This window comes from Solibacillus sp. FSL K6-1781, assembly GCF_038630735.1.
In the GTDB taxonomy this organism is placed as follows: Bacteria; Bacillota; Bacilli; order Bacillales_A; family Planococcaceae; genus Solibacillus; species Solibacillus silvestris.
This window is the reverse complement of the sequence record NZ_CP152038.1, coordinates 2,637,120-2,661,378: the sequence shown is the minus strand read 5'-3', so window position 1 is coordinate 2,661,378 and position 24,259 is coordinate 2,637,120. Positions and strand designations below refer to the sequence as shown.

Annotated in this window: 22 protein-coding genes; 19 read left to right on the top strand and 3 right to left on the bottom strand. The window is 39.7% G+C overall.

Features of this window, described 5'->3' with window-relative positions; translation table 11 throughout:
• Positions 1–155 precede the first annotated feature (155 nt).
• The 3 genes from MHH37_RS13345 to MHH37_RS13335 are packed head-to-tail and all read left to right on the top strand — an operon-like array spanning position 156 to position 3,019.
• Positions 156–731: a ComE operon protein 2 gene (locus MHH37_RS13345; protein ID WP_008407617.1), complete on the top strand. Its 576-nt coding sequence runs from the start codon at positions 156–158 to the stop codon at positions 729–731.
• Complete coding sequence (locus tag MHH37_RS13340; protein ID WP_342573497.1) at positions 700–2,193, top strand: ComEC/Rec2 family competence protein; 1,494 nt, start codon at positions 700–702, stop codon at positions 2,191–2,193. Before MHH37_RS13345 ends, MHH37_RS13340 begins: the two co-directional genes overlap by 32 nt.
• Complete coding sequence (locus MHH37_RS13335; RefSeq protein ID WP_342573496.1) at positions 2,186–3,019, top strand: ComEC/Rec2 family competence protein; 834 nt, start codon at positions 2,186–2,188, stop codon at positions 3,017–3,019. The genes MHH37_RS13340 and MHH37_RS13335 overlap by 8 nt, the downstream gene beginning before the upstream one ends.
• Positions 3,020–3,071: 52 nt before the next feature.
• Here the strand turns inward: MHH37_RS13335 and MHH37_RS13330 are convergent, their stop codons facing one another.
• Positions 3,072–3,245 carry a YqzM family protein gene (locus MHH37_RS13330; protein WP_008407615.1) on the bottom strand — a complete coding sequence of 58 codons (174 nt, stop codon included), beginning with the start codon at positions 3,243–3,245 and terminating at the stop codon, positions 3,072–3,074.
• Positions 3,246–3,487: 242 nt separating this feature from the next.
• On the opposite strand from MHH37_RS13330, the gene holA reads away from it, so the two are divergent.
• Complete coding sequence (gene holA / locus MHH37_RS13325) at positions 3,488–4,498, top strand: DNA polymerase III subunit delta (RefSeq protein WP_342573494.1); 1,011 nt, start codon at positions 3,488–3,490, stop codon at positions 4,496–4,498.
• A 73-nt stretch (positions 4,499–4,571) separates the two neighbouring features.
• Here holA and rpsT read toward each other — a convergent pair whose 3' ends face one another.
• Positions 4,572–4,820, bottom strand: coding sequence for a 30S ribosomal protein S20 (rpsT, locus tag MHH37_RS13320; protein ID WP_008407613.1), 249 nt, complete (start codon positions 4,818–4,820; stop codon positions 4,572–4,574).
• Between the two features lie 163 nt (positions 4,821–4,983).
• Between rpsT and gpr the strand changes: the two genes are divergently transcribed.
• The 14 genes from gpr (at position 4,984) to MHH37_RS13250 (ending at position 22,159) form a co-directional block, all read left to right on the top strand.
• Entirely contained in the window at positions 4,984–6,018 is a 1,035-nt protein-coding gene (gpr, locus tag MHH37_RS13315) for a GPR endopeptidase (RefSeq protein WP_008407612.1), read from the top strand.
• 84 nt (positions 6,019–6,102) lie between these two features.
• Positions 6,103–6,924 carry a stage II sporulation protein P gene (gene spoIIP / locus MHH37_RS13310; RefSeq protein ID WP_087615989.1) on the top strand — a complete coding sequence of 274 codons (822 nt, stop codon included), beginning with the start codon at positions 6,103–6,105 and terminating at the stop codon, positions 6,922–6,924.
• A gap of 334 nt (positions 6,925–7,258) precedes the next feature.
• Positions 7,259–9,088, top strand: coding sequence for a translation elongation factor 4 (gene lepA, locus MHH37_RS13305; protein ID WP_008407610.1), 1,830 nt, complete (start codon positions 7,259–7,261; stop codon positions 9,086–9,088).
• Between the two features lie 90 nt (positions 9,089–9,178).
• Positions 9,179–9,523: a hypothetical protein gene (locus tag MHH37_RS13300; RefSeq protein ID WP_014823377.1), complete on the top strand. Its 345-nt coding sequence runs from the start codon at positions 9,179–9,181 to the stop codon at positions 9,521–9,523.
• A gap of 76 nt (positions 9,524–9,599) precedes the next feature.
• Positions 9,600–11,135 (top strand): tRNA (N6-isopentenyl adenosine(37)-C2)-methylthiotransferase MiaB, encoded by a 1,536-nt coding sequence (gene miaB / locus MHH37_RS13295; RefSeq protein WP_008407608.1) that lies wholly within the window; start codon positions 9,600–9,602, stop codon positions 11,133–11,135.
• On the top strand, positions 11,132–11,569 hold the full coding sequence (locus tag MHH37_RS13290) for a RicAFT regulatory complex protein RicA family protein (RefSeq protein WP_008407607.1): 438 nt from the start codon (positions 11,132–11,134) through the stop codon (positions 11,567–11,569). The genes miaB and MHH37_RS13290 overlap by 4 nt, the downstream gene beginning before the upstream one ends.
• 154 nt (positions 11,570–11,723) lie before the next feature.
• Positions 11,724–13,913, top strand: coding sequence for an EAL domain-containing protein (locus MHH37_RS13285; protein ID WP_342573491.1), 2,190 nt, complete (start codon positions 11,724–11,726; stop codon positions 13,911–13,913).
• A 223-nt stretch (positions 13,914–14,136) separates the two neighbouring features.
• Positions 14,137–14,736: an outer spore coat protein CotE gene (cotE, locus tag MHH37_RS13280; protein ID WP_008407603.1), complete on the top strand. Its 600-nt coding sequence runs from the start codon at positions 14,137–14,139 to the stop codon at positions 14,734–14,736.
• 180 nt (positions 14,737–14,916) lie between these two features.
• Complete coding sequence (mutS, locus tag MHH37_RS13275; RefSeq protein ID WP_342573487.1) at positions 14,917–17,532, top strand: DNA mismatch repair protein MutS; 2,616 nt, start codon at positions 14,917–14,919, stop codon at positions 17,530–17,532.
• A gap of 14 nt (positions 17,533–17,546) precedes the next feature.
• Complete coding sequence (gene mutL / locus MHH37_RS13270; protein ID WP_342573486.1) at positions 17,547–19,436, top strand: DNA mismatch repair endonuclease MutL; 1,890 nt, start codon at positions 17,547–17,549, stop codon at positions 19,434–19,436.
• Positions 19,437–19,656: 220 nt separating this feature from the next.
• Complete coding sequence (locus MHH37_RS13265) at positions 19,657–20,574, top strand: alpha/beta fold hydrolase (protein WP_340798859.1); 918 nt, start codon at positions 19,657–19,659, stop codon at positions 20,572–20,574.
• Positions 20,567–21,475 carry a tRNA (adenosine(37)-N6)-dimethylallyltransferase MiaA gene (miaA, locus tag MHH37_RS13260; RefSeq protein WP_340798858.1) on the top strand — a complete coding sequence of 303 codons (909 nt, stop codon included), beginning with the start codon at positions 20,567–20,569 and terminating at the stop codon, positions 21,473–21,475. The genes MHH37_RS13265 and miaA overlap by 8 nt, the downstream gene beginning before the upstream one ends.
• Positions 21,476–21,552: 77 nt before the next feature.
• Positions 21,553–21,777 carry an RNA chaperone Hfq gene (hfq, locus tag MHH37_RS13255; RefSeq protein WP_008407593.1) on the top strand — a complete coding sequence of 75 codons (225 nt, stop codon included), beginning with the start codon at positions 21,553–21,555 and terminating at the stop codon, positions 21,775–21,777.
• A 79-nt stretch (positions 21,778–21,856) separates the two neighbouring features.
• On the top strand, positions 21,857–22,159 hold the full coding sequence (locus MHH37_RS13250) for a rhodanese-like domain-containing protein (RefSeq protein WP_014823385.1): 303 nt from the start codon (positions 21,857–21,859) through the stop codon (positions 22,157–22,159).
• 50 nt (positions 22,160–22,209) lie between these two features.
• Here MHH37_RS13250 and MHH37_RS13245 read toward each other — a convergent pair whose 3' ends face one another.
• Positions 22,210–22,818 (bottom strand): trimeric intracellular cation channel family protein, encoded by a 609-nt coding sequence (locus MHH37_RS13245; RefSeq protein WP_340798857.1) that lies wholly within the window; start codon positions 22,816–22,818, stop codon positions 22,210–22,212.
• Positions 22,819–22,935: 117 nt separating this feature from the next.
• On the opposite strand from MHH37_RS13245, the gene MHH37_RS13240 reads away from it, so the two are divergent.
• Positions 22,936–24,183: a methionine gamma-lyase family protein gene (locus tag MHH37_RS13240; protein WP_342573485.1), complete on the top strand. Its 1,248-nt coding sequence runs from the start codon at positions 22,936–22,938 to the stop codon at positions 24,181–24,183.
• Positions 24,184–24,259: the final 76 nt, after the last annotated feature.

Below are 24,259 nucleotides of genomic sequence, written 5' to 3'. Positions count from 1 at the left end.
TTACGGGTAGTTTTGTCTCTGCCGCTACGCTTTCGAGACAGATAAATTACTACCCGTTAATGCGGGATAAAGTGAAATTTCTGAACAAACCTGCATTGCGAATGACAGGAACTACGTTTAAACTGATAGGTGACAAAACATTTGGGGGTTATCATATGGAGCGAATTACTTGGGATCAATTTTTTATGGCGCAAAGTCATTTACTCGCATTAAGAAGCACATGCAGTCGTCTTGCAGTTGGTGCGACAATTGTACGGGAGAAGCGCATCATTGCCGGCGGATATAATGGATCCATTTCAGGTGACGAACACTGTATCGAAGAAGGTTGCTATGTTGTGGACAACCATTGTGTCCGCACAGTGCATGCTGAAACAAATGCATTACTGCAATGTGCAAAATATGGTACGCCAGCAAATGGTGCGGATCTTTATGTCACACATTTCCCATGCCTGCCATGTACGAAGACAATTATTCAGGCCGGAATTAAAAATGTGTATTATGCAAAAGATTATAAAAATAATAATTATGCAATGGAATTGTTCAAAAAAGCTAACGTCCATGTTGCACATATTCCATTTGATGAAGCAAAAATTGACTTTCTGCAAGATGAAAAGTTCGCACTAACCGCTGAAATGCTCGAAAAACTACGTGAGTTAGGCGCAAGCCGCGATCAATTGCTCCCATTAGAGGAGAAGATGCATGCTTTATTTGGTAAACTTATTCAGGCATAACTGGATTTTTTACGCCTTTTCGATTTGTATTAGTGCACTTGCTGCATTTGAATCGGGAAGGCTTCTTTTCCTGCTTGCTTTTTTGTTATTATTTAGTCATTATAAACGACTGTTAAACATTCATCTGTTGCTTATTTTAATTGTTGGGATTGGGAGTTACAGCTATTTCTCCTATGAGGCCAATAAGCTTTCATTGCCGGTTGAGCTTCCCGCATTGTTGACATGGACTGATGAGTACAATATAAATGGTGTGATGCTGCGAGGATTCATGATTAATGAATCGGGTGAGAAAGTATATGTTACCTATGAATTGAGAAATGAAAAAGAAAAACATCGCTTTGAGGCACAGCAGCTCGCTGGTACAAGTTTTATTGTAACCGGGAAGCAAGTATCCCCATCAATCCCTGCACACCGCTATGGCTTTTCTATGGCCCGCTATTTGCAAAGCAGAAATGCAAGAGGAATCATCGAAATTCAACAGCTTCAATATTCCCATCAAAAAAAATCCATCATGCAGCCTATTTTTGAACAGCGCTTTCAGTTAAAGCGCCACATTGTCGAAACTTTCCCGCCGTCGCTTGCAGCAGAGGCACAAGCTCTATTGATTGGTTTCCAGGAAAATGTCGATGACCAATTAAATCGCGCCTATCAAAAGCTTGGGATTACCCATTTATTCGCGATTTCGGGTTTGCATGTCGCACTTGTCTCATTCCTGTTTTTTCAGTTGTGGCTTCGCTTGAGGATTCGTAGAGAAATCGCTACAATTTTGCTGCTTATTTTATTGCCGTTATATGCAGTTTTAGCAGGAGGAGCACCGTCTATCTGGCGTGCGGTCAGCGTCGTGGAATTAATCATGCTTGCGCAGTATTTTCGCTGGAAAATACCGATGGATGATGCACTGTCAATTAGCTTTATTATGTTTGTATTACTGGAGCCTGGTGCGGTTTTTCAAGTCGGCTTTCAGCTATCGTATTTGGCTACTTACAGCTTAGTATATTCCGGCCGTATTTTAGCGCGCTATTCTAATTTTTGGGTACAATCTTTTTATATTACTTTTGTTTGTCAAATCCTCGTTTACCCTTTGTTACTACACCATTTTTATGAAATCAGCCTTTCCTCTTTTATCGCCAATATTTTTTTCGTCCCTCTATTTTCCTTTATTATTTTGCCAATCAATTTATTTGCTCTTGTACTGACTTTTTTGCCATTCCCGCTTGACTCCTTCCTGTTTTATATTTATGAGCCCTTGCGTACAGCGCTGACAAATTTCATTCTTTATATTCAGCAGCCGATTGTTCAAATGTGGAACCCTGGTAAACCTTCAATTATGTGGCTGATCCTTTTATATAGTTCTGTTTTTTTTCGCTTTTTATTTGCTCGATCAGCATGCTCCGTTAAAAAAGGTCTTCATTGCTTTAATACTGCCTGCCTTTATATTTCATGTACAGCCACTTTTGCATAGTGATCTGAAAATTGCTTTTGTCAATGTCGGTCAAGGGGACTGCATTGTTATTGAGTTACCACGCAGAAAATCGGTGATCGTTATAGATGCAGGGGGCTTATTACGATTTGAACAGGAAGAATGGAAGGAGCGCAAAACCGTATATGAAGTAGGGCGTCAAGTTGTTGTTCCCTATTTGAAAGGTCGAGGGATGCAAACAATCGACACATTTGTGCTGTCACATGCGGATGCCGATCATGTAGAGGGGGCTGAAGAGGTGTTGCGGGAAATCCTTGTAAAGGAGGTTCATGTGACACCAGGCTCGATCGCTAAGCCGGTTATGAATGATTTTTTGTATGAGCTAGAGAAAACAAATACAAAACTGATCGAGAAAATGGCTGGTCATAAGTGGCAAATCGGACAAACTGCTTTTGAATATTTATGGCCGCTGGAAATTGAATATGAAGGAAATAATGATTCCCTCGTTCTTTTCGTAAAGCATAATGCATTTCGCGCATTGTTTACAGGGGATTTGGAGCAGGAAGGCGAGAAGGAGCTGATTAAGCTTTATGAAGAGAAATTGCGAAATATCGATTTGTTAAAAGGTGGGCATCATGGCAGTAAAACATCTAGCATCGAGGAATTTGTCACAGTAACAAACCCTAAATTTGCCGTGTTTATGGCAGGAGAAAATAACAGATACAATCATCCGCATATTGATGTTGTTAATCGGTTTGAAGCGAAAAATATCCCATACGCAACAACTGGATTAGATGGTACGGTAGAAGTCTCCATCTCTGAGAATCAAATATATATAGAAAAATCGAATGCTCTTTTCAGGAAATAAAAAAGTGGGATGATTTCTCATGTTAATAAGAAATCATTCCACTACTAAGGAATTACAGACGTGTAGCTGCTTCTACGATTATTGCAATAATAAACAATACGATGAAGAATCCGCCACCGATGGCGAAACCGTAACCGGCATCTGGGAAGTCATTGCTTTTCATCGCGCGGCCACGACCTTCAAATGGGTTTTCAGCTACATAGTTTGGATCTTGATGTCCTGCCATAAGTATCCCTCCTAATCTTCAATAATTATAGAATATTCTAACTGAAAATGCTATATGAAATGCTAATTATTCCTTTTATTGGTTTAGTATATCGTTGAGATTTTCAATAAATATCCATAAATTAATTGAGAGGAGATAGAAAGGATATTTTTTTCATGGCATATTGAGATAAGAAACTGGACATCCTCAATAACGTAAAAAATGGTATACTTAGAACTACGAAAGTAAAGGAGGTTCCCAGTATGATAACAAAAGTATGGCAAGATTTTAAAAAGGGGAATTTCGCACCGGTTTACTTGCTTGTAGGAGAAGAATCCTATTTTGTAGATGAAACAATTAAGCAGTTGAAGGCGGCTCTTCAAAAAAATGAAGAAGCGGAAATCATGACCTTTGACTTAAATGAACAGCCGATTGATTATGTTATTGATGAAGCGGATACGATTCCGTTTTTTTCGGAACGTAAATTAATAATAGCTAAAAATGCATCATTTTTAAAAGCGACTGAAAAGGGCAAAGAAAAGATTGACCATGATTTAAAGCGCCTTGAAAGCTGGCTGCAACATCCTACTGATACAGCCATTACCGTATTTATCGCGCCGTACGAAAAGTTGGATGAGCGTAAAAAAGTAACGAAGCTTATGAAAGAAAAATGTACAGTGCTTATAGCGGAAACACCTCAAAACAACGACTTGAATGTATGGGTAAAAAATGAAGCACAGCAGCATGGGAAAGCAATTAAAGATGAAGCAGTCGGTAAGCTTCTTGAAATGGTTGGTCCCAATATGCTCCAGCTTCAGATGGAAATAGAAAAGATGGCCTTGTATTTAGGTGAGGATCATGAAATTACACGTGAACTTGTAGAGGATTTAGTAGCAAAAACGCTTGAGCATGATGCATTTAAAATGCTGAATGCCTATTTGGAGCATAATCAAGAAGAAGCGCTCAAAATATATCATGATCTATTACGACAAAAAGAAGAACCAATCAAACTTGTAGGTCTCTTAGCAAATAATATCCGGACGATGACTAATATTTTCTATTTGCAAAAAAAGGGGTACCATCAGCAACAGATTGCAAAGCAGCTTAAAATTCATCCATACCGAGTGCAGATTATTTCAGGTCAAAGAAACCGACCATCCGACCAGCGTTTACTGCAAGCACTCTATAGTCTGGCGGAAGTAGACCTCCAGTTGAAAACAACAGGCGGAAATCGTGAGCGTCATCTTGAGCTGTTTTTAATGAAGAAACTATAGAAATTATTATATTCTAGAAAACAACGAAAAAAGCCAACTGTGCGGATGCACAGTTGGCTTTATAAGTTTACAATTAAGCTTTTTTCGCTAAACGAGACTTTTTACGAGAAGCCGCGTTTTTGTGAATAAGACCTTTAGAAGCAGCTTTATCTAATGCTTTAGAAGCAGCAACTACTAATTCTTGTGTGTTTTCAGCACCTGTTGCGATCGCTTGCTCAGCTTTTTTAACTGTAGTACGCATTGCAGATTTTGCTTGTGCGTTAGCAGCGTTAGCTTTTTCGTTAACTTTTACACGTTTGATAGCAGATTTAATGTTTGGCATTTCTTTCACCTCCTAGATTTAGGTACGAGATGAGTATTTTCTCACTTATTCATGTGTCAATACAACAAAAATCATTCTACCAAAGGATTGAAAGAATTGCAATACATAAATGCAAAGAATATTTACTTGACAGTTTGAACAAACTGAATTGTGGAGGTGCATTATGAAAAAAATTGATTGGAATCGAACAGATTTAATTGATGAAACAGCAGAAGTTGTCCAACATCAAACGAAACAACAAAAGGAAACATTGGAACATGAACGTGGCATTCACATGGAAGAATCCCAACAAAATCGTGTCAAAATCACAAAAGTTGAAGTGAATGCTACTGGGGAAGAAAGAATAAGTAAAAAGCAAGGGACGTATATAACGTTGTCGATCCCTACATTAACTTCGGAAGACCGACATGGATTTGAGCAAATGCAGGAATCTTTAATCCATTACCTGCATGATCTGCACAAGGATGTCAAGATTACGGCGGATTCAAAAATTCTAGTGATCGGTTTAGGAAACAAGACGATTACCCCAGATGCGATTGGCCCTTATACAATCGATGCGATGCATAAAAAACAATCGGAACTGGATTCCCCGAAGTTTATTTTGTATGCACCAGGTGTTACAGGGCAGACAGGATTTGAGACGAGCGATTATATTCATGCATTGGCAGAAAAAATTAAACCTGCACTTGTTATTATCGTCGATGCGCTTGCAACAAGCGGAAGTGCCCGCTTATGCCGGACAATCCAACTGACAGATACCGGCATACATCCAGGTGGAGGTGTCGGCAACCATCGCAAGGAAATTTCAAAGGAAATGCTCGGCGTACCGGTAACAGCGATCGGAGTTCCGACAGTTGTGGAAGCACCAATTTTAATAGCCGATGCAATAGATGTAGCATTCAGGTCGATTGCGGCTAAAATACAGGAAAGAGACAAACCTTCAGGCAAGCTCTCAGTTACAAGCTGGACACCTGTAAACGAGGAAGTCGATTTAACGAAAGTTGAGCCGATTTTCGGTCAGTGGGCAACATGGCCGACAGAAGATCGACGACAATTATTTGAAGAAGTATTCAGTACCCATCCGGAGCGGTTGATGGTTACTCCGAAAGAGGTTGACTTCTGGCTGAGTCAATATGCATTTTTACTAGGCGAAGGCTTGTTTAAATGGCTTGAAGAAAAACAAAAAGCCGGTAATTAACCGGCAATTTATTTTCTGAACAATAAAAGCTAGTTATACGTTCTAAGTTTTACTCTTCTCCCATATTGTATTGGAGAAAGGGTGATGTGTTTGCGGAAACTAAAACGCTTCTCATTATTGTTCTTATTTTTATTTTCACTGCCTATCATTATTGGGCAATTCCCTTTTCCAAATAATGAAATGACTACACAAAAAAGTAAAAGTGAACGTCCCCACGTTGTTTATGCGGCGGCAGAGCCAATTGTGACAGTACCTGAAGAACCGAAAATTGATCCATTCAATGTACTGTTGATGTTCACACATTCACACGAATCCTATAAGCCAATCGTCAAAAAAACAAAAGGGATGCAGGCAGTTTATGATGAAGAAATGAATATCTTTTCACTACAAGAAATGATGCAGCATTATCTTGAATTAAACGGTTTAACACCACATATTGTAGATTTTGATGTTATGACCGAAATGAAACAGGTTGATGCAACATTTCACCAAGCGTACAAAGTGGCTCGACCTGTATTGGCACAGTATTTGGAAGAAAACGAATATGAACTTGTAATCGATTTTCACCGGGATTCAGCCCCTAAAAAAGTAACGACACTTACAGCAAATAATGAACAATATGCAAAAATTGCTTTTGTTGTCGGCGCGGAACATCCTGCATATGAAGCGAATTTAGCTTATGCAACAATGCTGAGTGAGCAAGTGAACAGCATTGTGCCTGGCATTTCACGAGGAATTATTAAAAAGTCTGGTACTGGTGTAGATGGTGTTTATAATCAAGATCTTGCAACAAATGTATTGCTGATTGAATTTGGGGGTATCGACAACACCGAAGAAGAACTTCAACGAACGATGGCGGTTTTAGCACAGGCGATTCGGGTTGCTTTCGTTGAATCAGCAGTTTAAGTATTAATTGATTTACAAATAGCAGGCGGGTAGTGTGAGACACGTAGAGCAATTTCAGCACGGCTACTCGCTCAAATATGAAAAACCGTATTTCGCTATAGTTTAGTGCGAAATACGGTTTTCCTATTGTAGGTGAAGGTTCGCTGTTGTCGTTTTACTACAATTCATAGTATAATTTAAAATACGTTATGCCTCTATGTTCCATTACTTAAAATTGGTGGGAGATAGAGGCTGTATTTTAGTAGAAAAGTAAATGGATGAATAACCTACATATGTAGTGACACCAACCCTAAATGGGCTCAGGTGTTTTTTCTAATTAGGAGAGGAATAATACATGAACCGAGAACAACGTTTAAAACGACAAGAGAATATCCGAAATTTCTCGATTATTGCACATATTGACCACGGAAAATCAACTCTTGCGGACCGTTTATTGGAAACGACGCAAACCGTTACACAACGCGAAATGAAATCGCAGCTGCTGGATTCTATGGATCTTGAGCGTGAACGCGGAATTACAATTAAATTAAATGCCGTACAATTGAAATATAATGCTAAAAATGGCGAAATCTATACATTCCATCTGATCGATACACCGGGTCACGTCGATTTCACATATGAAGTATCACGTTCATTAGCGGCATGTGAAGGTGCCATTCTAGTAGTAGATGCTGCACAGGGAATTGAAGCACAAACGCTGGCTAACGTATATTTGGCATTGGACAATGATCTGGAAATCTTACCGGTAATCAACAAAATCGACTTACCTGCTGCAGATCCGGAGCGTGTTCGCGCTGAAGTGGAAGATGTGATTGGGCTGGACGCTTCTGAAGCAGTACTTGCATCAGCAAAAGCAGGAATTGGGATCCAGGATATTTTGGAGCAGATCGTTGAAAAAGTACCTGCCCCACAAGGTGATCCAGATGCCCCATTACAAGCACTGATTTTCGACTCTGTATATGATGCATATAAGGGTGTTATCATTTCAATCCGTATTGTAAATGGTACGGTTAAAGCCGGAGATAAAATTAAAATGATGGCAACAGGTGCAGAATTTGAAGTAATTGAAGTAGGGATTCATACACCAAAATCGGTACCACAAGCTGAATTGACAGTTGGTGATGTAGGGTATTTGACAGCATCAATTAAAAATGTTCAGGACACACGTGTAGGTGATACAGTAACTTTTGCAGGCAGCCATGCTGCGACAGAGCCGCTTCCAGGTTACCGTAAACTAAATCCGATGGTGTATTGCGGTCTTTATCCAATTGACACAGCAAAATACAACGATTTACGTGAAGCACTTGAAAAACTGGAATTAAATGACTCTGCGTTACAATATGAGGCAGAAACTTCTCAGGCATTAGGATTCGGTTTCCGATGCGGATTCTTAGGACTATTGCACATGGAAATTATTCAGGAACGTATTGAGCGTGAATTCAACATTGATTTAATCACGACTGCGCCTTCTGTAATTTATGAAGTGACAAAAACGGATGGTTCGGTATTGAAAGTGGATAATCCGTCAATGATGCCGGATCCGCAAAAAATCGACCGCATTGAAGAGCCGTACGTAAAAGCGACAATCATGGTACCAAATGATTACGTAGGTGCTGTTATGGAGCTTTGCCAGAAGAAACGCGGTAACTTCTCAGGGATGGATTACATCGATGACACACGTGTGAAAATCGTTTATGAAATGCCTTTAGCTGAAATTGTTTACGATTTCTTTGATTTCTTAAAATCAAATACGAAAGGCTATGCGTCATTCGATTATGAATTAATCGGATACCAGCCTTCTAAGTTAAGCAAAATGGATATTCTGCTAAACGGAGAACAGGTAGATGCATTAAGCTTCATCGTACACAAAGACTTTGCGTATGAACGCGGAAAAGTAATCGTTGAAAAATTAAAAGAGCTGATTCCGCGTCAACAATTCGAAGTACCGGTGCAAGCTGCGATCGGTCAAAAAATTATTGCCCGCTCGACAATTAAATCAATGGGTAAAAACGTACTTGCTAAATGTTACGGCGGTGACATTTCACGTAAACGTAAATTACTTGAAAAGCAAAAAGCGGGTAAAAAACGTATGAAGCAAGTAGGTTCAGTAGAGGTTCCTCAGGAAGCATTTATGGCTGTACTGAAAATGGATGATAGTAAATAGTATTTGTAAAAGGCAGATAGAGCAATCTTTCTGCCTTTTATTTTTAGAGGATAGTTTACTGAAATGTTTTTTAAAAATGAGGTAGAAAATATGACCGATATTTTAAATTTTTTGCATTATAAAAATGAAAAACTGGAAAGTGAATTGAATAAATTGTTTGAACGTGCCAATTCGCCTGTAAGCCGGGTAGATGCTCTGCTGGAAAATAAAGCATTGCAACTGGAAGACCACAAGCTGTTTTTGGCGTTTTTAGCATATTTAGCGCAGCAAAACATTGAAGCAAAACGTTTATTTCAAGATGTTCTGCGCTTGCCAAAGCATCAATTTGAATCGGAATATGAAATGAATTGGGCACAGGTAATCAAATTGAGTGTCACATTTTTTACAATTTTACGTGATAATGACCTGAATAGTTACAAACAATTTATCGACTAGCTTGTAACAAACAGCAACAGTTCGCTATAATGATGAAATGAGTAAAGGTAATAAATGATAGGGGGGCAAGTAGTCGATGAATGAAGAACAACGACTAGCTAGTCAGCAGATTAAACAACCTAAGGAAGAAAAAGACTATAGTAAATATTTTGAGAAAGTATTTACGGCTCCTTCACTAAAAGACGCGAAAAAGCGCGGTAAAGAAGAAGTAAAATATCATAAAGATTTTGATATCGAAGAAAAATATTTAGGAATGGGACAGGATCGTAAGTTTTATATTCGAACATACGGCTGTCAAATGAATGAGCATGACACAGAAGTAATGGCTGGTATTTTCATGCAGCTTGGCTATACACCGACTGAAATGATTGAAGAAGCGGATGTTGTTTTACTAAACACGTGCGCCATTCGTGAAAATGCGGAAAATAAAGTATTCGGTGAGCTAGGCTTCCTGTTAAAATATAAACGTAAAAATCCGGAAATGCTGATTGGTGTTTGCGGATGTATGTCGCAAGAAGAATCTGTCGTGAACAAAATATTAAAACAGTATCAGCATGTTGATATGGTGTTCGGGACACATAATATCCACCGATTACCGAATATTTTACACGATGCTTATATGTCAAAGGAAATGGTTGTCGAAGTTTGGTCAAAAGAAGGCGATGTCATTGAAAACCTTCCGAAAAAACGTATTGGCTCGATTAAAGCATGGGTGAATATTATGTACGGCTGCGACAAGTTCTGTACATATTGTATCGTTCCGTATACACGAGGCAAGGAACGTTCTCGCCGCCCGGAAGAAATTATTCAGGAAGTGCGTGAATTGGCTGCACAAGGCTATAAAGAAATTATGCTTTTAGGCCAAAATGTCAATGCGTACGGCAAAGACTTTGATGATATTGAATACCGACTAGGTGATTTAATGGATGAGCTCCGTAAAATCGATATTCCGCGTATTCGCTTTACGACAAGTCATCCGCGCGACTTTGATGATCATTTAATCGAAGTATTGGCAAAAGGCGGTAATCTTGTTGACCATATCCACTTACCGGTCCAGTCCGGTTCAAACGAAATATTAAAAATTATGGCCCGTAAATACACACGTGAGCATTTCCTGCAATTAGTCGATAAAATTAAAGCGGCAATTCCGGGTGTAACATTAACAACAGATATCATTGTAGGCTATCCGAATGAAACGGAAGAGCAATTCCAGGAAACGCTTGATTTATATCGTCAAGTCGGCTTTGATATGGCGTTCACGTATATTTACTCGCCTCGTGAAGGAACACCGGCTGCAAAAATGGTCGATAATGTAACAGAGGAAGAAAAGAAAGACCGTCTGCACCGTTTAAATGCGGTTGTCTCTGAGTATTCTGCAAAAGCGCTCAAAGGTTTGGAAGGTCAAACAGTTGAAGTTTTAGTTGAAGGCAGCAGTAAAAGACGCGATGATGTGTTAGCTGGCTATACGCGCAAAAACCGTCTTGTTAACTTTAAGGCAGATCCAAAATTTATTGGTAAGCTTGTAAATGTAAAAATTTTAGAAGCAAAATCTTACTCTTTAATGGGTGAGTTTGTAGAAGAAGTGACAAAAGAGGGGGAGTTCGTAAAATGACAACAAAATTGTATACAAAAGATGAGATTGTAGAAAAAGCAAAAGAAATTGCCCATATGATTGCGAATACTGAAGAAGTAGAATTTTTCAAAAAAGCGGAAGAACAAATTAATGAAAATCAATTTGTCCGCGAAAAGATCGCTTCTTTAAAAGCATTGCAAAAGCAGGCGGTTAACTTTCAGCACTTAGGGAAAGAAAAAGCGCTTAATATGATTGAAGGTAAAATTACGGGAATTGAAACTGAAATCGATGAATTACCAGTCGTTCAACAATTTAAGCAATCACAGACAGAAGTAAATGAACTGTTACAATTAGTATCAAATGCCATTGCGAATAATGTTACAGATGAAGTTATTGCTTCTACAGGCGGCGATGTACTAAAAGGCGAAACAGGATCAAAAGTACGTAATAGTACACCAGGCTCATGTTCTTAAAATAATTATTAAAGATATCCCACGTGGATATCTTTTTTTATGTAGAGTTAATATTCTAAAAGTTTAGCAATATGTGACAATAAATATGTCGATATTCCTACTGTTTTTTGTTATGATTTAAGTTAGTTAGAACTATATAGGAAGGACTTTACTAATGAACGAATTTGATAATCTAAGTGTAAGTGATGAAGGATTGTACGATTGGTTATGTCAGATGGCTCGGCAGATTGATTTGGCAGTAGCAATTATTAACCCGAATAAAGGGTATACAATTGAATTTGTAAACCAGATCTTTACGCAAACAACAGGGTACAGGGAAGATGATGTGCTCGGGTCAACGCTTTCTTTACTACAGGGACCTCTTACTGACATGTTAAATGAGAATTCGATTCAGGAAAGTATTGAAAATGGACTGACATTTAAAACATCATCCTTTCATTACCGGAAAGATGGATATGCATTTTGGAACGAAGTCAGGCATTTACCAATGTTTAATCAGCAAGGAATACTCCAATATTGTGTGATCATAATGAAAGATGTAACGGACTCCATGAACATAGAGTCGTTGATTGAGCTGGAACGTGAAGTCTACTTTAGTCTGGAAACAGGGCATCCACTTGAAAATGTATTACGTAATATTTGCAAATCGGTTGAAATAACTTTCGGAAAGAAATGCCATTGTTCCATCGTCCTTGTTGATGAAAATGACCGGATGATTAATATTTACGGTGAAATGTGGAAAGATTTGAAGGAGCTCGATGAGAAAGTTTTATTGATGGATATGAAAGACAATAGGAAAATAAATAAACCGCTCATTTTAAAAGACTTAGAGCAATCGATTTATCATGAAGCATATAGACCGATTATCGATAAATATCGTATAGTTTCAATGTGGAGTCAGCCAATTTTAAATTCAGAAGAAAAAACGATCGGTTTATTTACAATGTACTTTGAACAACGGGCAGAACCAAAAACGATTGAAATAAAATTCATGAACCGAATCGCACCGATTGTTACACTCGCATTAAAATATTTTGACCAAAAAAGTGCGATTCACCGTCTTGCTTTTTGTGATGTTGCATCCGGATTAAATAATTATGAACGCTTTAAAATCATTTTAAATGATTTTACTGCAAATCAGTCGATGGGGCATTTATATATTATTGAACCGGGAGAATATCAAAATATTATTGATTTGTATGACCGGCAAGGCGGGGATGAAGTGCTGCGTCAGCTAGCAAATCGAATACAGAATATCCCATCATTCGCAGACTCGATCATTGCGAGGTATACCCATTCAGCGATTATTGTAGCGACACGTTTATCATTACGGGAAATGAAGATTCCACCCATTGTAGCTGAACAGTTTTTATCAGAGCCATATTATATTGATGGAAAAGAAGTATACTTAACATTAAAAATAGGAACTTCATCTTTTAGTTCCCGTATTAATTACATAGAAGCAGTCCGCCAGGCGGATATTGCGTTATCAAGTGCACTTAAAGTAACGGGCACTGTTATTAAAAATTTTAATATGAGTTTAATTGAATCTGTAGAACAAGAAATGAATGTACTGGCCCATTTTGCTCGCGGTCTAAAAAATAGTGAATTTTTTCCGATGCTCCAGCCGAAAGTGAACTTGATGACAGGGGAAATTGAAAGTTTTGAAGCTTTGGCACGTTGGAATTCGAAGGATTTAGGTGTTGTCTCACCGACGTTATTTATTCCGGTTGCAGAAAATACCGGTAATATTTATAAAGTAGACCTCGAAATTTTCAAGAAGGTGCTTCTATGGCAAAAACAGCGACACGATGCGGGATTGAAATTGTATCAAGTATCGATCAATATTTCACCAAGCCATTTTTATAATCCGGCATTTGTAGAAAGTTCCATTGCCCTTATAGAAAGCTATAAAATAGATCCGAAATTTATAAAATTTGAAATAACCGAAAGTGTCGAACTGGAAAATGTCATAAGAGCAAAAAAAATAATCGACGAGTTGCAACAGCTGGGGATTGAAACATCGATTGATGACTTTGGTGTTGGTTATTCATCACTCAGCTATTTGCAGGAACTGCCATTTAAAGAAATCAAAATTGATAAAAGTTTTGTCGATAACTTAGCGAATCCACGGATGAATGCCGTTATTAAAACCATTATTCAGCTTTCGGATAACTTGAATATGGTATCTGTAGCAGAAGGAATCGAAACAGAAGAACAGCATCTTGAGCTAAAGCGATTAGGCTGTCAGGTTGGGCAAGGATACTATTATTATAAACCAATGTTAATTGAACAAATTAATGAACTGTTAAATCAGCAGTTAAAAGCTTCATTCAGCAAATGAAGCTTTCAATAAAATAAAAGATGGGCTAAATAAGACAGCACTATGTAGGCCTTATCCCGCTTCCCGACATAACTGCACCGAGGTATAATTGAGTGAAGCAATAGCAAAAGCGCTACTACAACAAAGGTTTGTAGTAGTTTTTTTTTTCTAAAAACTCATTTCACCCTTTAGGCACCTGTCGCATACAATAAGTCGAGTTAGTTGAAGAAAGGAGAGATGTTCGGTGAAGCGTTTACGTCAAATTGTGACGAAAGCAGTTATTGCAAAAGGGAAGAAGCGTACCGAATGTGTAGAAACGCTCTGTCCACCGAATGCGCCAACGAGCATATTAGGTTGTTGGGTAATTAACCATCAATACCAGGCGAAACGTAATGGTAAATTTGTTGAGGTGACGGGGAAATTCGAGGTGAATGTTTGGTACGCATATAACAATCATTCAAAAACGGCAGTGCATACAGAGACAATTTCCTATAAGGACCGTGTCAAACTGTCATTCCGTGATGGAGATGAAGTCGATTCAAATGATGTAAAAGTCCGTGTATTACAAGCGCCGAATTGTATTGAGGCAGTGATTACTAAGCAAGGCGACAAAATCCAAGTAACGGTCGAGCGTGAATTTTTAGTGGAGATAATTGGGGAAACGACAGTTGTGATTAATGTACACCCACTGGATTATGAAGATGAATGGTCATATGAAGAAAGTTCACAGCAGCCATCCAGCACTTCTTCATCATCATCCTCGTCATCCTCGTCATCGTCTTCATCGTCCGACTCGGGCGGAAAAGATTATGGCAAAGATTATGACTCCTCATCATTTTCGTGAAAACGTCTATTTTTTAACAGCAAATTTAAAGTCGTAAAAAACTGCAAAAGTCTATCGTAAACAGAGTGGAATTGTTTGAAGATTACTTTCAGACAATTCCTTTTCTTTTCGTTTGCAAGGCAAAATGCGAGTCAAATGGTATAATACTTGTACAAGTTTTAGCAAGTGAGGGAAATAAACATGACTACATATACACCGATGATGCAACAATATCTACTCGTAAAACAAGATTACAAGGATGCTTTTTTATTTTACCGTTTAGGCGATTTTTATGAACTGTTTTTTGATGATGCCATTAAAGCGTCACAGCTTCTGGAAATTACACTAACAGCGCGCTCTGGCAATACCGATAATCCGATTCCGATGTGTGGGGTACCGCATCATTCTGCACAAGGCTATATCGAAACACTTGTCTCAAAAGGTTTTAAAGTGGCGGTATGCGAACAGACGGAAGACCCAAAGCATGCAAAAGGTGTTGTGAAACGTGAAGTAGTACAAGTAATTACTCCAGGTACGATTACAGAGGGGAAAGCACTTGACGGGAAATCCAATCATTTCATCGCAGCAGCTGAAAGTAATGAAAATGATGAAATGGTATTTGCCTATTTGGATGTATCGACAGGCGAAGCCAATTGTTCTGTTATTGAAGGAAGTGCAAAACAATTAATTCAGCAAGTACAAGCATATGCAATAAAAGAATTGATCGTAAACGAGCAGCTGCAGTTACTGCTTGCAGATTATGCGGAAGCAGGTGGTATCGTTCTGTCGCTTGAAACAGAAGAAATGGATCCGGTAAAAGCAAATCAGTATGTCGCTCATTTGCCGGTTCAGCTGCAAGGCGTGGCAAAGCGATTATTACAATATGTGGAACGTACACAAATGCGTTCGTTATCACATATTCAGCCGTTTACCTATACTGAGGCACATAACTTCCTTCGCATCGATACGAATTCCAAACGTAATTTAGAGTTGATTCAATCGATACGCGGAGGTGATTCTAAAGGTACATTGCTGTGGCTTTTGGATGAAACGGTAACGGCGATGGGAGGCCGAAAACTGAAACAGTGGATGCACCAGCCGCTTGCAAAGAAAAATGCAATTGAAGCACGCCAGGCGATTGTTACAGAATTGCTGGAAGATTTCTTTTTGCGGGATGAATTAACGTCATTGCTGAAAAATGTATATGATCTAGAGCGTTTAGCAGGGCGAGTTGCATTTGGTTCTGTTGGGGGACGTGATCTGGCACAGCTGCGTGAATCATTACGCCAAGTACCGATGATTCAGCAAAAGCTTGTAAACTGCGGATTGGAAAAATGTACAGCACTAGGACAAAAGCTTGACGTATGCGCCGATATTGAACAATTGCTGGCAGAGGCGATTACCGATCAACCGCCAATTTCAATCAAAGAAGGCGATGTCATTCGCGATGGCTACAATGCACAGCTCGATGAATATCGTGATGCCTCCCGAAACGGGAAAGACTGGATTGCCCAGCTTGAGCAAAAAGAACGTGAACTGACAGGAATTAAAAATTTAAAAATAGGCTATAACCGTGTATTTGGCTATTATATCGAAATTACAAAATCCCATTTGAATAATACAGACCTGGCACGCTTTGAACGAAAACAAACATTGGCGAATGCCGAGCGTTTTATTACAGAAGAATTAAAAGAAAAAGAAGCACTAATTTTGAATGCCGAAGAGCAGAGTCTTGCGCTGGAATATGATTTATTTGTAGCATTGCGTGAACAGTTAAAAGGGTATATTCCCCGTGTACAGGCATTGGCTGCCCAAATTAGTGAGCTTGATGTACTGATGAGCTTTGCGATGGTAACGGACAAATACCGTTTTACAAAGCCGGTATTCCATGACGGACGTGCTTTGAAAATTATTGAAGGAAGACATCCGGTTGTTGAGAAAATGCTCAATAAGCAAAGTTATGTACCGAATGATTGTGTGCTGACAAATGATAAAAACATGATGCTGATTACTGGTCCGAACATGTCGGGTAAAAGTACGTATATGCGCCAAGTAGCACTCATCGTCGTATTGGCACAAATGGGTTGCTATGTGCCGGCTGATGAAGCAATACTTCCGATTACTGATCAGATTTTCACGCGTATCGGTGCAGCAGATGACTTAGCGGCAGGTCAATCGACATTTATGGTAGAGATGCTTGAATCACAGCATGCCATTACACATGCCACTAAAAACAGTCTGCTGCTGTTTGATGAAATCGGACGCGGTACATCAACATATGACGGGATGAGTCTGGCACAGGCGATGATGGAGTATATTCATGATGAAATCGGGGCAAACACATTATTTTCTACCCACTATCATGAACTGACGGATTTGGAAAATGAGCTTTCACGTCTGCAAAATGTTCATGTCAGTGCAACCGAACAAGATGGCCGGGTTGTATTTTTGCATAAAGTGAAAAAAGGTGCCGCAGATAAAAGTTACGGTGTCCATGTGGCGGAGCTGGCAGAAATGCCTGAAACGATTTTACAACGTGCTCGCGTATTACTGGAGCAATTTGAGGCTGCGAATGAAGAAAAGCCGCAAGCGATCAATTATAAACAAGAACCACCTCAAAATCCGCAAATACCGGAACAGGTGATGGAGAACGACCAGCAGCTTTCATTGTTTACAATAGAGGAAGAACCAGCAATCGCACCGGAACAACAAGAAGTGCTTGATGCATTGGCAAAGCTGAATGTGATGGGCACAACACCGATGCAGGCAATGACATTACTATATGAACTGCAGCAAAAATTACTAGGCAATCAATAAAGGAGGGAACGGCTTTGGGAAAAATTCAAATAATGGATGAGTGGCTATCGAATAAAATTGCAGCCGGTGAAGTAGTTGAACGCCCTTCATCTGTCGTGAAAGAGCTAGTTGAAAATGCAATCGATGCGGGCAGTACGTCAATCGAAATTTTCCTGGAAGAAGCGGGCCTTCATTCGATACAAGTCATTGATAACGGAAGCGGGATGGACGAGGAAGATGCTCTTAAATCCTTTTCCCGCCATGCTACATCAAAAATAGAAAAAGAACAGGATCTGTTCCGTATTCGGACACTCGGTTTCCGCGGGGAAGCATTGGCATCGATTGCTTCGGTTTCCAAGTTATCATTACGCACTTCGGACGGGAATGGAGGTGTGCACCTGTATATGGAAGGCGGTCATTTGAAGGAACACCAGCCGACCGCACTGCGCAGGGGAACAGATATTACTGTTGCACAGCTATTCTTTAATACACCGGCACGCCTGAAATATTTAAAAACGATTCAAACTGAGCTTGGACATACAATCGATTTTGTTAACCGGATTGCGCTAGGCTATCCGACGATTGCGGTTAAACTTGTGCATAATGGGCAAACATTATTGCAAACGAACGGCCGCGGCCAGGTGCAGCAAGTATTGGCGGCAATATACGGTGCACACAATGCGAAGAAAATGCTGCCGTTTGAAGGGGAAAATCAAGATTATAAAATACATGGTTTTGCAAGTTTACCTGAAGTTACGCGTGCTTCGAAAAATTATATGTCACTTTTCGTCAATGGGCGCTGGGTCAAACATTTCGTGATTCAGAAGGCAATCATAGATGCATATCATACGTATTTACCGATTGAGCGTTTCCCAATCGTACTTTTGTATGTCGAGGGAGATCCGCAATTAACAGATGTCAATGTCCATCCGGCGAAGCATCAGGTACGCTTAAGTAAAGAGCCGGAACTGCTGAAGCTTATTGAAGATACGATCCGTTCAGCGATTCGGGAGATTATCCGTATTCCGCTCGCTGAAAAAAAGGAAAAACCAATTCGAACGCCAACTGAACAGATGAATATTTGGAATCCGGCACCTGCAATGCAGCCGACATTTAATGAGGATAAGTTATCGACAATTGTTGAGCGATTATCAAGTGAAGCATCCATTGTAAAAGAGCCGTATGCGCCGGTCCCGACACAACAACAGGTCGTGCCTGCAGCTCCACCCGAGCCGGAAAGCAGCGAACAGCATTCTACGGAAGACTTCCATGAAGTTCCGACTATTGAAGAGGAAATGTACCTGGAAGAGTCACCAATGAAAGAAGTCGAATCGAAAAGGCATTTTCCACAAGTTGAAATTGTCGGACAGATTCACGGAACGTATATTGTAGCCCAAATGGAAGACGGATTTTATTTAATCGATCAGCATGCAGCACAGGAACGAATTAAGTATGAATATTTCCGAGATAAAGTCGGAGAAGTGAATGCAAACGAACGCCAGACTCTCCTCATGCCCTTAACATTCCATTATGCGGCTGATGAGGCATTACGTCTAAAAGAATCCAAGGAGGCACTTGAAGAAGTAGGGGTTTTCTTGGAGGAATTCGGTCTTTCTTCATTTGTTGTAAGGGAATACCCGACTTGGTTCCCGAAAGGCGAAGAACAGGAAATTATAGAGGAACTAATAGAGCAAGTGCTAAGCGCACGGAAAACCGATATAAAAAAATTGCGTGAAGATGCGGCCATTATGATGAGCTGCAAAAAGTCGATTAAAGCGAATCATTATTTAAATAAAGAACAGATGGAAAGACTGATTAATGACTTACGAAATGCTGACAATCCGTTTACATGTCCGCATGGGCGACCTGTATTGATTCATTTTACGTCGTATGAAGTGGAAAAAATGTTTAAACGGGTAATGTAATTCATACAGTGAAACTTCAATAAGTGGGGAATCTCTTCACTCCCACTCATTAGAGGGAACATAAGCTAAAACCGTCACGTTTTGTGACAACGCTTGTGTGACCAACATTGTGTCGGCCCGAACCAATCGGGTTTTTACGGGTAGTCTTGCCTCTGCCACTAAGCTTTCGAGGCAGATAAATTACTACTAGTTAATGCGGGATAAACGAGGGGATGGTTTTATGGAGCAACGGTCATTTTTTGTCACAATGTCAGACGGGCATGATATCTTTGTCCGTACATATACACCAAGTAAAAAGCGTATAGGGCATATTCATATTTTGCACGGGATGTCGGAACATAGTGGTCGATATGAAAATTTCGCGGAGAAGCTATGTGATGAAGGGTATTTTGTAACAGCGCATGATCATCGCGGTCATGGTTTTACAGCGCAAAAAAACGGCATATTTGGTTATTTCGGACCTGAAAAGGGATTTGAGCTTGTTGTAGATGATGTTGTAGAAGTGCTTTCCTTTTTGAAGAAAGAAACGGCAGAACGGGCTATTATATTCGGTCACAGTATGGGCTCTTTTATAGCACGACGTTTTATCCAACAGCATAGTGATAAAATAGAACGGCTGATTTTATCGGGTACGGGTTCACCGACATTGCTTCATAAGGCAGGGCATATTATAGCGAAGCAGCTGGTAAACCTGCAGGGAGCAAAAATTCAAAGTGATCTTATGAATGATCTTAGTTTTAGCAGTTTCAATCGTAAAATTAAAAATCCGAAAACAAATTTTGACTGGCTTACAACCGATGAAGAGGAAGTACAAAAATATATTGATGATCCATTGTGCGGTGTGATCCCGACGAATCAATTTTTCGTTGATTTAACGGGAGGCATGTTGAAGCTCGAAAATGACCGTGCAAATGCGCGAATACGACCTGATTTAAAAATACTTGTAGTAAACGGCACATATGATCCGATTGCCGGGCCTGAAGCAGAAGGGGCATTTCATGTTGGTAAACTGTTTGCACGTGCGGGTGTAGAACATGTAAAGGTGCATATATTTGAAGGGATGCGGCATGAAATTTTAAACGAAAAAAAGAAAGAACAAGTAAAAGAAATAATTGTACGGTGGTTAAAAGATGAATAAAAAAATCGATGTCGTGGCCATTATCGGTCCTACAGCATCCGGAAAAACAGCGCTGAGTATCCGCTTGGCAAAAGAGATTGACGGTGAAATTATTAACGGAGATTCTATGCAGATCTACCGCCATATGGATATCGGTACGGCCAAAATTACCGAAGCCGAAATGGAAGGGGTTCCGCATCACCTGCTTGATATTAAAGAACCGACAGAAGGCTTTTCGGTTGCAGAATATCAACAGCTTGTCCGCGGTAAAATTGAAGAGATTCAAGCTCGGGGGAAAATGCCGATTATTGTTGGGGGAACGGGGTTATATGTACAATCTGTCCTATATGATTTTCAATTTGCCAAACAAGAGGTCGATGAAACAGCTCGCGAAAATTATTATAGAGAACTTGAAGTGTTAGGGCCACAAGCGATGCATGCGAAACTTGTTCAAATGGACCCAGCAGCGGCGGCGTCCATTCATCCGAACAATACAAGACGTGTTATTCGGGCAATGGAAATGGCAGAACTTGCAGGGGTCTCTCGAGCAGAAGAGCAATTCAATCGAGGGGACATACCGTTATATAACCATGTAATAATCGGGTTGGATATGGATCGCGAAAAACTTTATGAAAGAATTAACTTACGTGTCGATTTAATGATGGAAGCGGGTCTTGTCGAAGAAGTCCGCGCGCTATATGAAGCGGGAATCCGCGATGTCCAGGCGATTAAAGCGATCGGCTATAAAGAGCTGTATGCCCATTTTGATGGACTAGTTTCACTTGAAGAAGCAGTGGAACAGATTAAACAAAATTCCCGTCGCTATGCGAAACGCCAACTTACCTATTTCCGAAATAAAATGGAAATTGCGTGGATCGGAAATGATTGGAGTAAAATAAAAAGTTTATTTGAAATTCATTAAATTTAAAGGGAAATTTTGTACGCATAACGAATAGGTAACTATTGCATGTATTTTAAGGTAAGGGAGATTGAACGACGATGAAATCGATAAATTTGCAAGATACTTTTTTAAACAATTTACGTAAAAATAATGTTTTTGTAACGGTATTTCTGTTAAATGGCTTCCAATTAAAAGGACTTATAAAATCATATGATAACTTTACCGTACTATTGGAATCGGAAGGAAAACAGCAGCTTATTTACAAGCATGCAATTTCTACTTTTGTACCGTCCAAAAATGTAGCGTTAACGGAAGAAGAGTAACAACCTAGCCAAACTTGTAGCGAATTTTGATCTGATTGATTATAATGACTAAGATGCTATAAGTATTGGAGGATTTTTGATGAAAACGATGACAACAGATGAACTGATCAACTTACTCGATGCAAATGAAGATTTAAATGTAATCGATGTTCGTGAAGATTTTGAAGTGGAACACGGAATGATTCCAGGTGCTGTACATATTCCACTTGGCTCAATCCCGGAACGTACTAATGAACTAGACAATTCAAAATCCTACATCGTCGTATGTAAAGGCGGGGTACGCAGTGCAAATGCTTGCGAATATCTGGCAGAGCAAGGTTTTGATGTAACGAATTTAGATGGCGGAATGATGGCCTATGATGGAGAATTAGAATTTAAATAATTTCCAAAAGAAAGGGAGTGCCGATTGATTCGGCACTCCCTTTAGTTATCCTACTTTGTATAATAAATTTTCTTTGATGGCAGGCTCCAGCCTTTAGTGTATGAACATATCCGCAGGACAGTAATGGAAACAAATAAAAAGTATAAAAACAAATCCCCCTTAAAAATTTCAAGGCCGATTAAGAAACCTGCACTGGCCGCCCAAACGGCATAAATTTCGTGACGCAGTATAATGGGTCTTCTACCGGCAAGCAAGTCCCGAACCACCCCCCCGCCTGCACCTGTTAAAACGGCAGCTACAATTACTGCTACAATCGGTAACTCCAGGTGGACAGCATGCATTGCACCTTGAATGGCAAAGGCGGATAATCCGATTGCGTCGGTAACGTATCCCCATCGACTCCACTGTTTAAATAAATGATGCGGAATTAAAAAGAAAATCGTAATCGCAAGAAGCGCGAATTGAAACATAAGCTCCTGGTTCCATAATGTCGAAACCGGCAGGCCGATTAATATATTACGGATAGCCCCGCCGCCAAAAGCTGTAACGATACCTAATATGTACACCCCAAATAAATCATACTCTTCTTCCATTGCCACAATTGCCCCGGAAATGGCAAAGGCAACCGTTCCGATCAAACTAAATACATCCCACGCCATAAACATCTCTCCCTTAATGTCCTTTCGACCATGACGATAGCAGTTTTTCAAACATTCGTCAAAACTATTTTTTTTCATGTATAATGGATACAGTTTGAACAGAATGGAGCAGGAATTATGGCATTTCAATCAATATTATTAGCTGAAACATTAACGCTTGCAGCACAAGTGGAAGAAAAAGTCCGCACTTATCATCAGGAAGTCGATGAACGTGCATTTTATAATCAACAAAAGGTACTGGCAGCTTTTCGAAATAATCAGGTAAGTGACTTTCATCTTCATCCTTCAACAGGGTATGGATATGATGATGAGGGCCGAGATAATTTAGAGCGTGTATATGCGCAAACTTTTGGGGCAGAGGCGGCCATCGTACGTCCTCAGATCATTTCGGGTACACATGCGATCACAATAAGTTTATTCGGTGTATTACGACCGGGTGATGAATTGGTTTATATTACAGGCAAACCGTACGATACACTACAATCAATCGTTGATGGTGGCGAAAAGGATACAGGTTCCTTGAAAGACTATAAGATTGGCTATTCTCATGTAGATTTAATCGACAATAAGAAAATCGATTGGGAAGGTGTAAAAAAGGCAGTAAACGAAAATACGAAAATGATTGCGATACAGCGTTCCAAAGGCTATGCAACACGTCCATCATTTACGATTGAACAAATTTCCGAAATGGTTGTGAAAATACGGGCAATCGCACCGAATGCCATTATTTTTGTAGATAACTGCTACGGTGAATTTGTGGAATTACTTGAACCGACAGAAGTTGGCGTTGACTTAATGGCCGGTTCATTAATTAAAAATCCTGGAGGGGGCTTTGCAAAAATCGGTGGATATATTGCAGGTCGCGCAGATTTAGTTGAAAAATGTGCATACCGTATGACATCACCGGGAATTGGAGCTGAGGCAGGCGCTTCATTAAATACGTTAGCAGACTTTTACCAAGGTTTCTTCATGGCACCGCATATTGTTGCACAAAGTTTAAAAGGTGCAATTTTTACATCCGCAATGCTTGAGGAAATCGGTATGACAACATCTCCCCATTATACTGATGTTCGTACGGATCTCATTCAATCCGTTTCATTCCAAACGGCGGAACAGATGGTAGCTTTCTGTCGTGAAATTCAGGCTGCTTCACCTATTAATGCCCATTTTGCGCCGGAGCCTGCCTATATGCCTGGATACGAAGATGATGTCATTATGGCGGCAGGTACATTTGTTCAAGGATCAAGTATTGAATTAACGGCAGACGGTCCAATCCGCCCTCCTTATACAGCCTTCATCCAAGGTGGTTTAACATATGAACATGTAAAATATGCTATTTGTTCTGCTGTCCAAAAGCTAAAGTGATATTTAGGGATCGTCCATTTAATGGGCGATTTTTCTATATGCGTAAAATTCGCTATATTCTGTTTACTTTTCGCTC

Bases quoted from the DNA above. Each gene is read 5' to 3' on its own strand.
- MHH37_RS13345 (WP_008407617.1), top strand. From the start codon at position 156: ATGGAGCGAATTACTTGGGATCAATTTTTTATGGCGCAAAGTCATTTA.
- MHH37_RS13340 (WP_342573497.1), top strand. From the start codon at position 700: ATGCTTTATTTGGTAAACTTATTCAGGCATAACTGGATTTTTTACGCC.
- MHH37_RS13330 (WP_008407615.1), bottom strand. From the start codon at position 3,245: ATGGCAGGACATCAAGATCCAAACTATGTAGCTGAAAACCCATTTGAA.
- holA (WP_342573494.1), top strand. From the start codon at position 3,488: ATGATAACAAAAGTATGGCAAGATTTTAAAAAGGGGAATTTCGCACCG.
- rpsT (WP_008407613.1), bottom strand. From the start codon at position 4,820: ATGCCAAACATTAAATCTGCTATCAAACGTGTAAAAGTTAACGAAAAA.
- gpr (WP_008407612.1), top strand. From the start codon at position 4,984: ATGAAAAAAATTGATTGGAATCGAACAGATTTAATTGATGAAACAGCA.
- spoIIP (WP_087615989.1), top strand. From the start codon at position 6,103: ATGTGTTTGCGGAAACTAAAACGCTTCTCATTATTGTTCTTATTTTTA.
- lepA (WP_008407610.1), top strand. From the start codon at position 7,259: ATGAACCGAGAACAACGTTTAAAACGACAAGAGAATATCCGAAATTTC.
- MHH37_RS13300 (WP_014823377.1), top strand. From the start codon at position 9,179: ATGACCGATATTTTAAATTTTTTGCATTATAAAAATGAAAAACTGGAA.
- miaB (WP_008407608.1), top strand. From the start codon at position 9,600: ATGAATGAAGAACAACGACTAGCTAGTCAGCAGATTAAACAACCTAAG.
- MHH37_RS13290 (WP_008407607.1), top strand. From the start codon at position 11,132: ATGACAACAAAATTGTATACAAAAGATGAGATTGTAGAAAAAGCAAAA.
- MHH37_RS13285 (WP_342573491.1), top strand. From the start codon at position 11,724: ATGAACGAATTTGATAATCTAAGTGTAAGTGATGAAGGATTGTACGAT.
- mutS (WP_342573487.1), top strand. From the start codon at position 14,917: ATGACTACATATACACCGATGATGCAACAATATCTACTCGTAAAACAA.
- MHH37_RS13265 (WP_340798859.1), top strand. From the start codon at position 19,657: ATGGAGCAACGGTCATTTTTTGTCACAATGTCAGACGGGCATGATATC.
- miaA (WP_340798858.1), top strand. From the start codon at position 20,567: ATGAATAAAAAAATCGATGTCGTGGCCATTATCGGTCCTACAGCATCC.
- hfq (WP_008407593.1), top strand. From the start codon at position 21,553: ATGAAATCGATAAATTTGCAAGATACTTTTTTAAACAATTTACGTAAA.
- MHH37_RS13250 (WP_014823385.1), top strand. From the start codon at position 21,857: ATGAAAACGATGACAACAGATGAACTGATCAACTTACTCGATGCAAAT.
- MHH37_RS13245 (WP_340798857.1), bottom strand. From the start codon at position 22,818: ATGGCGTGGGATGTATTTAGTTTGATCGGAACGGTTGCCTTTGCCATT.
- MHH37_RS13240 (WP_342573485.1), top strand. From the start codon at position 22,936: ATGGCATTTCAATCAATATTATTAGCTGAAACATTAACGCTTGCAGCA.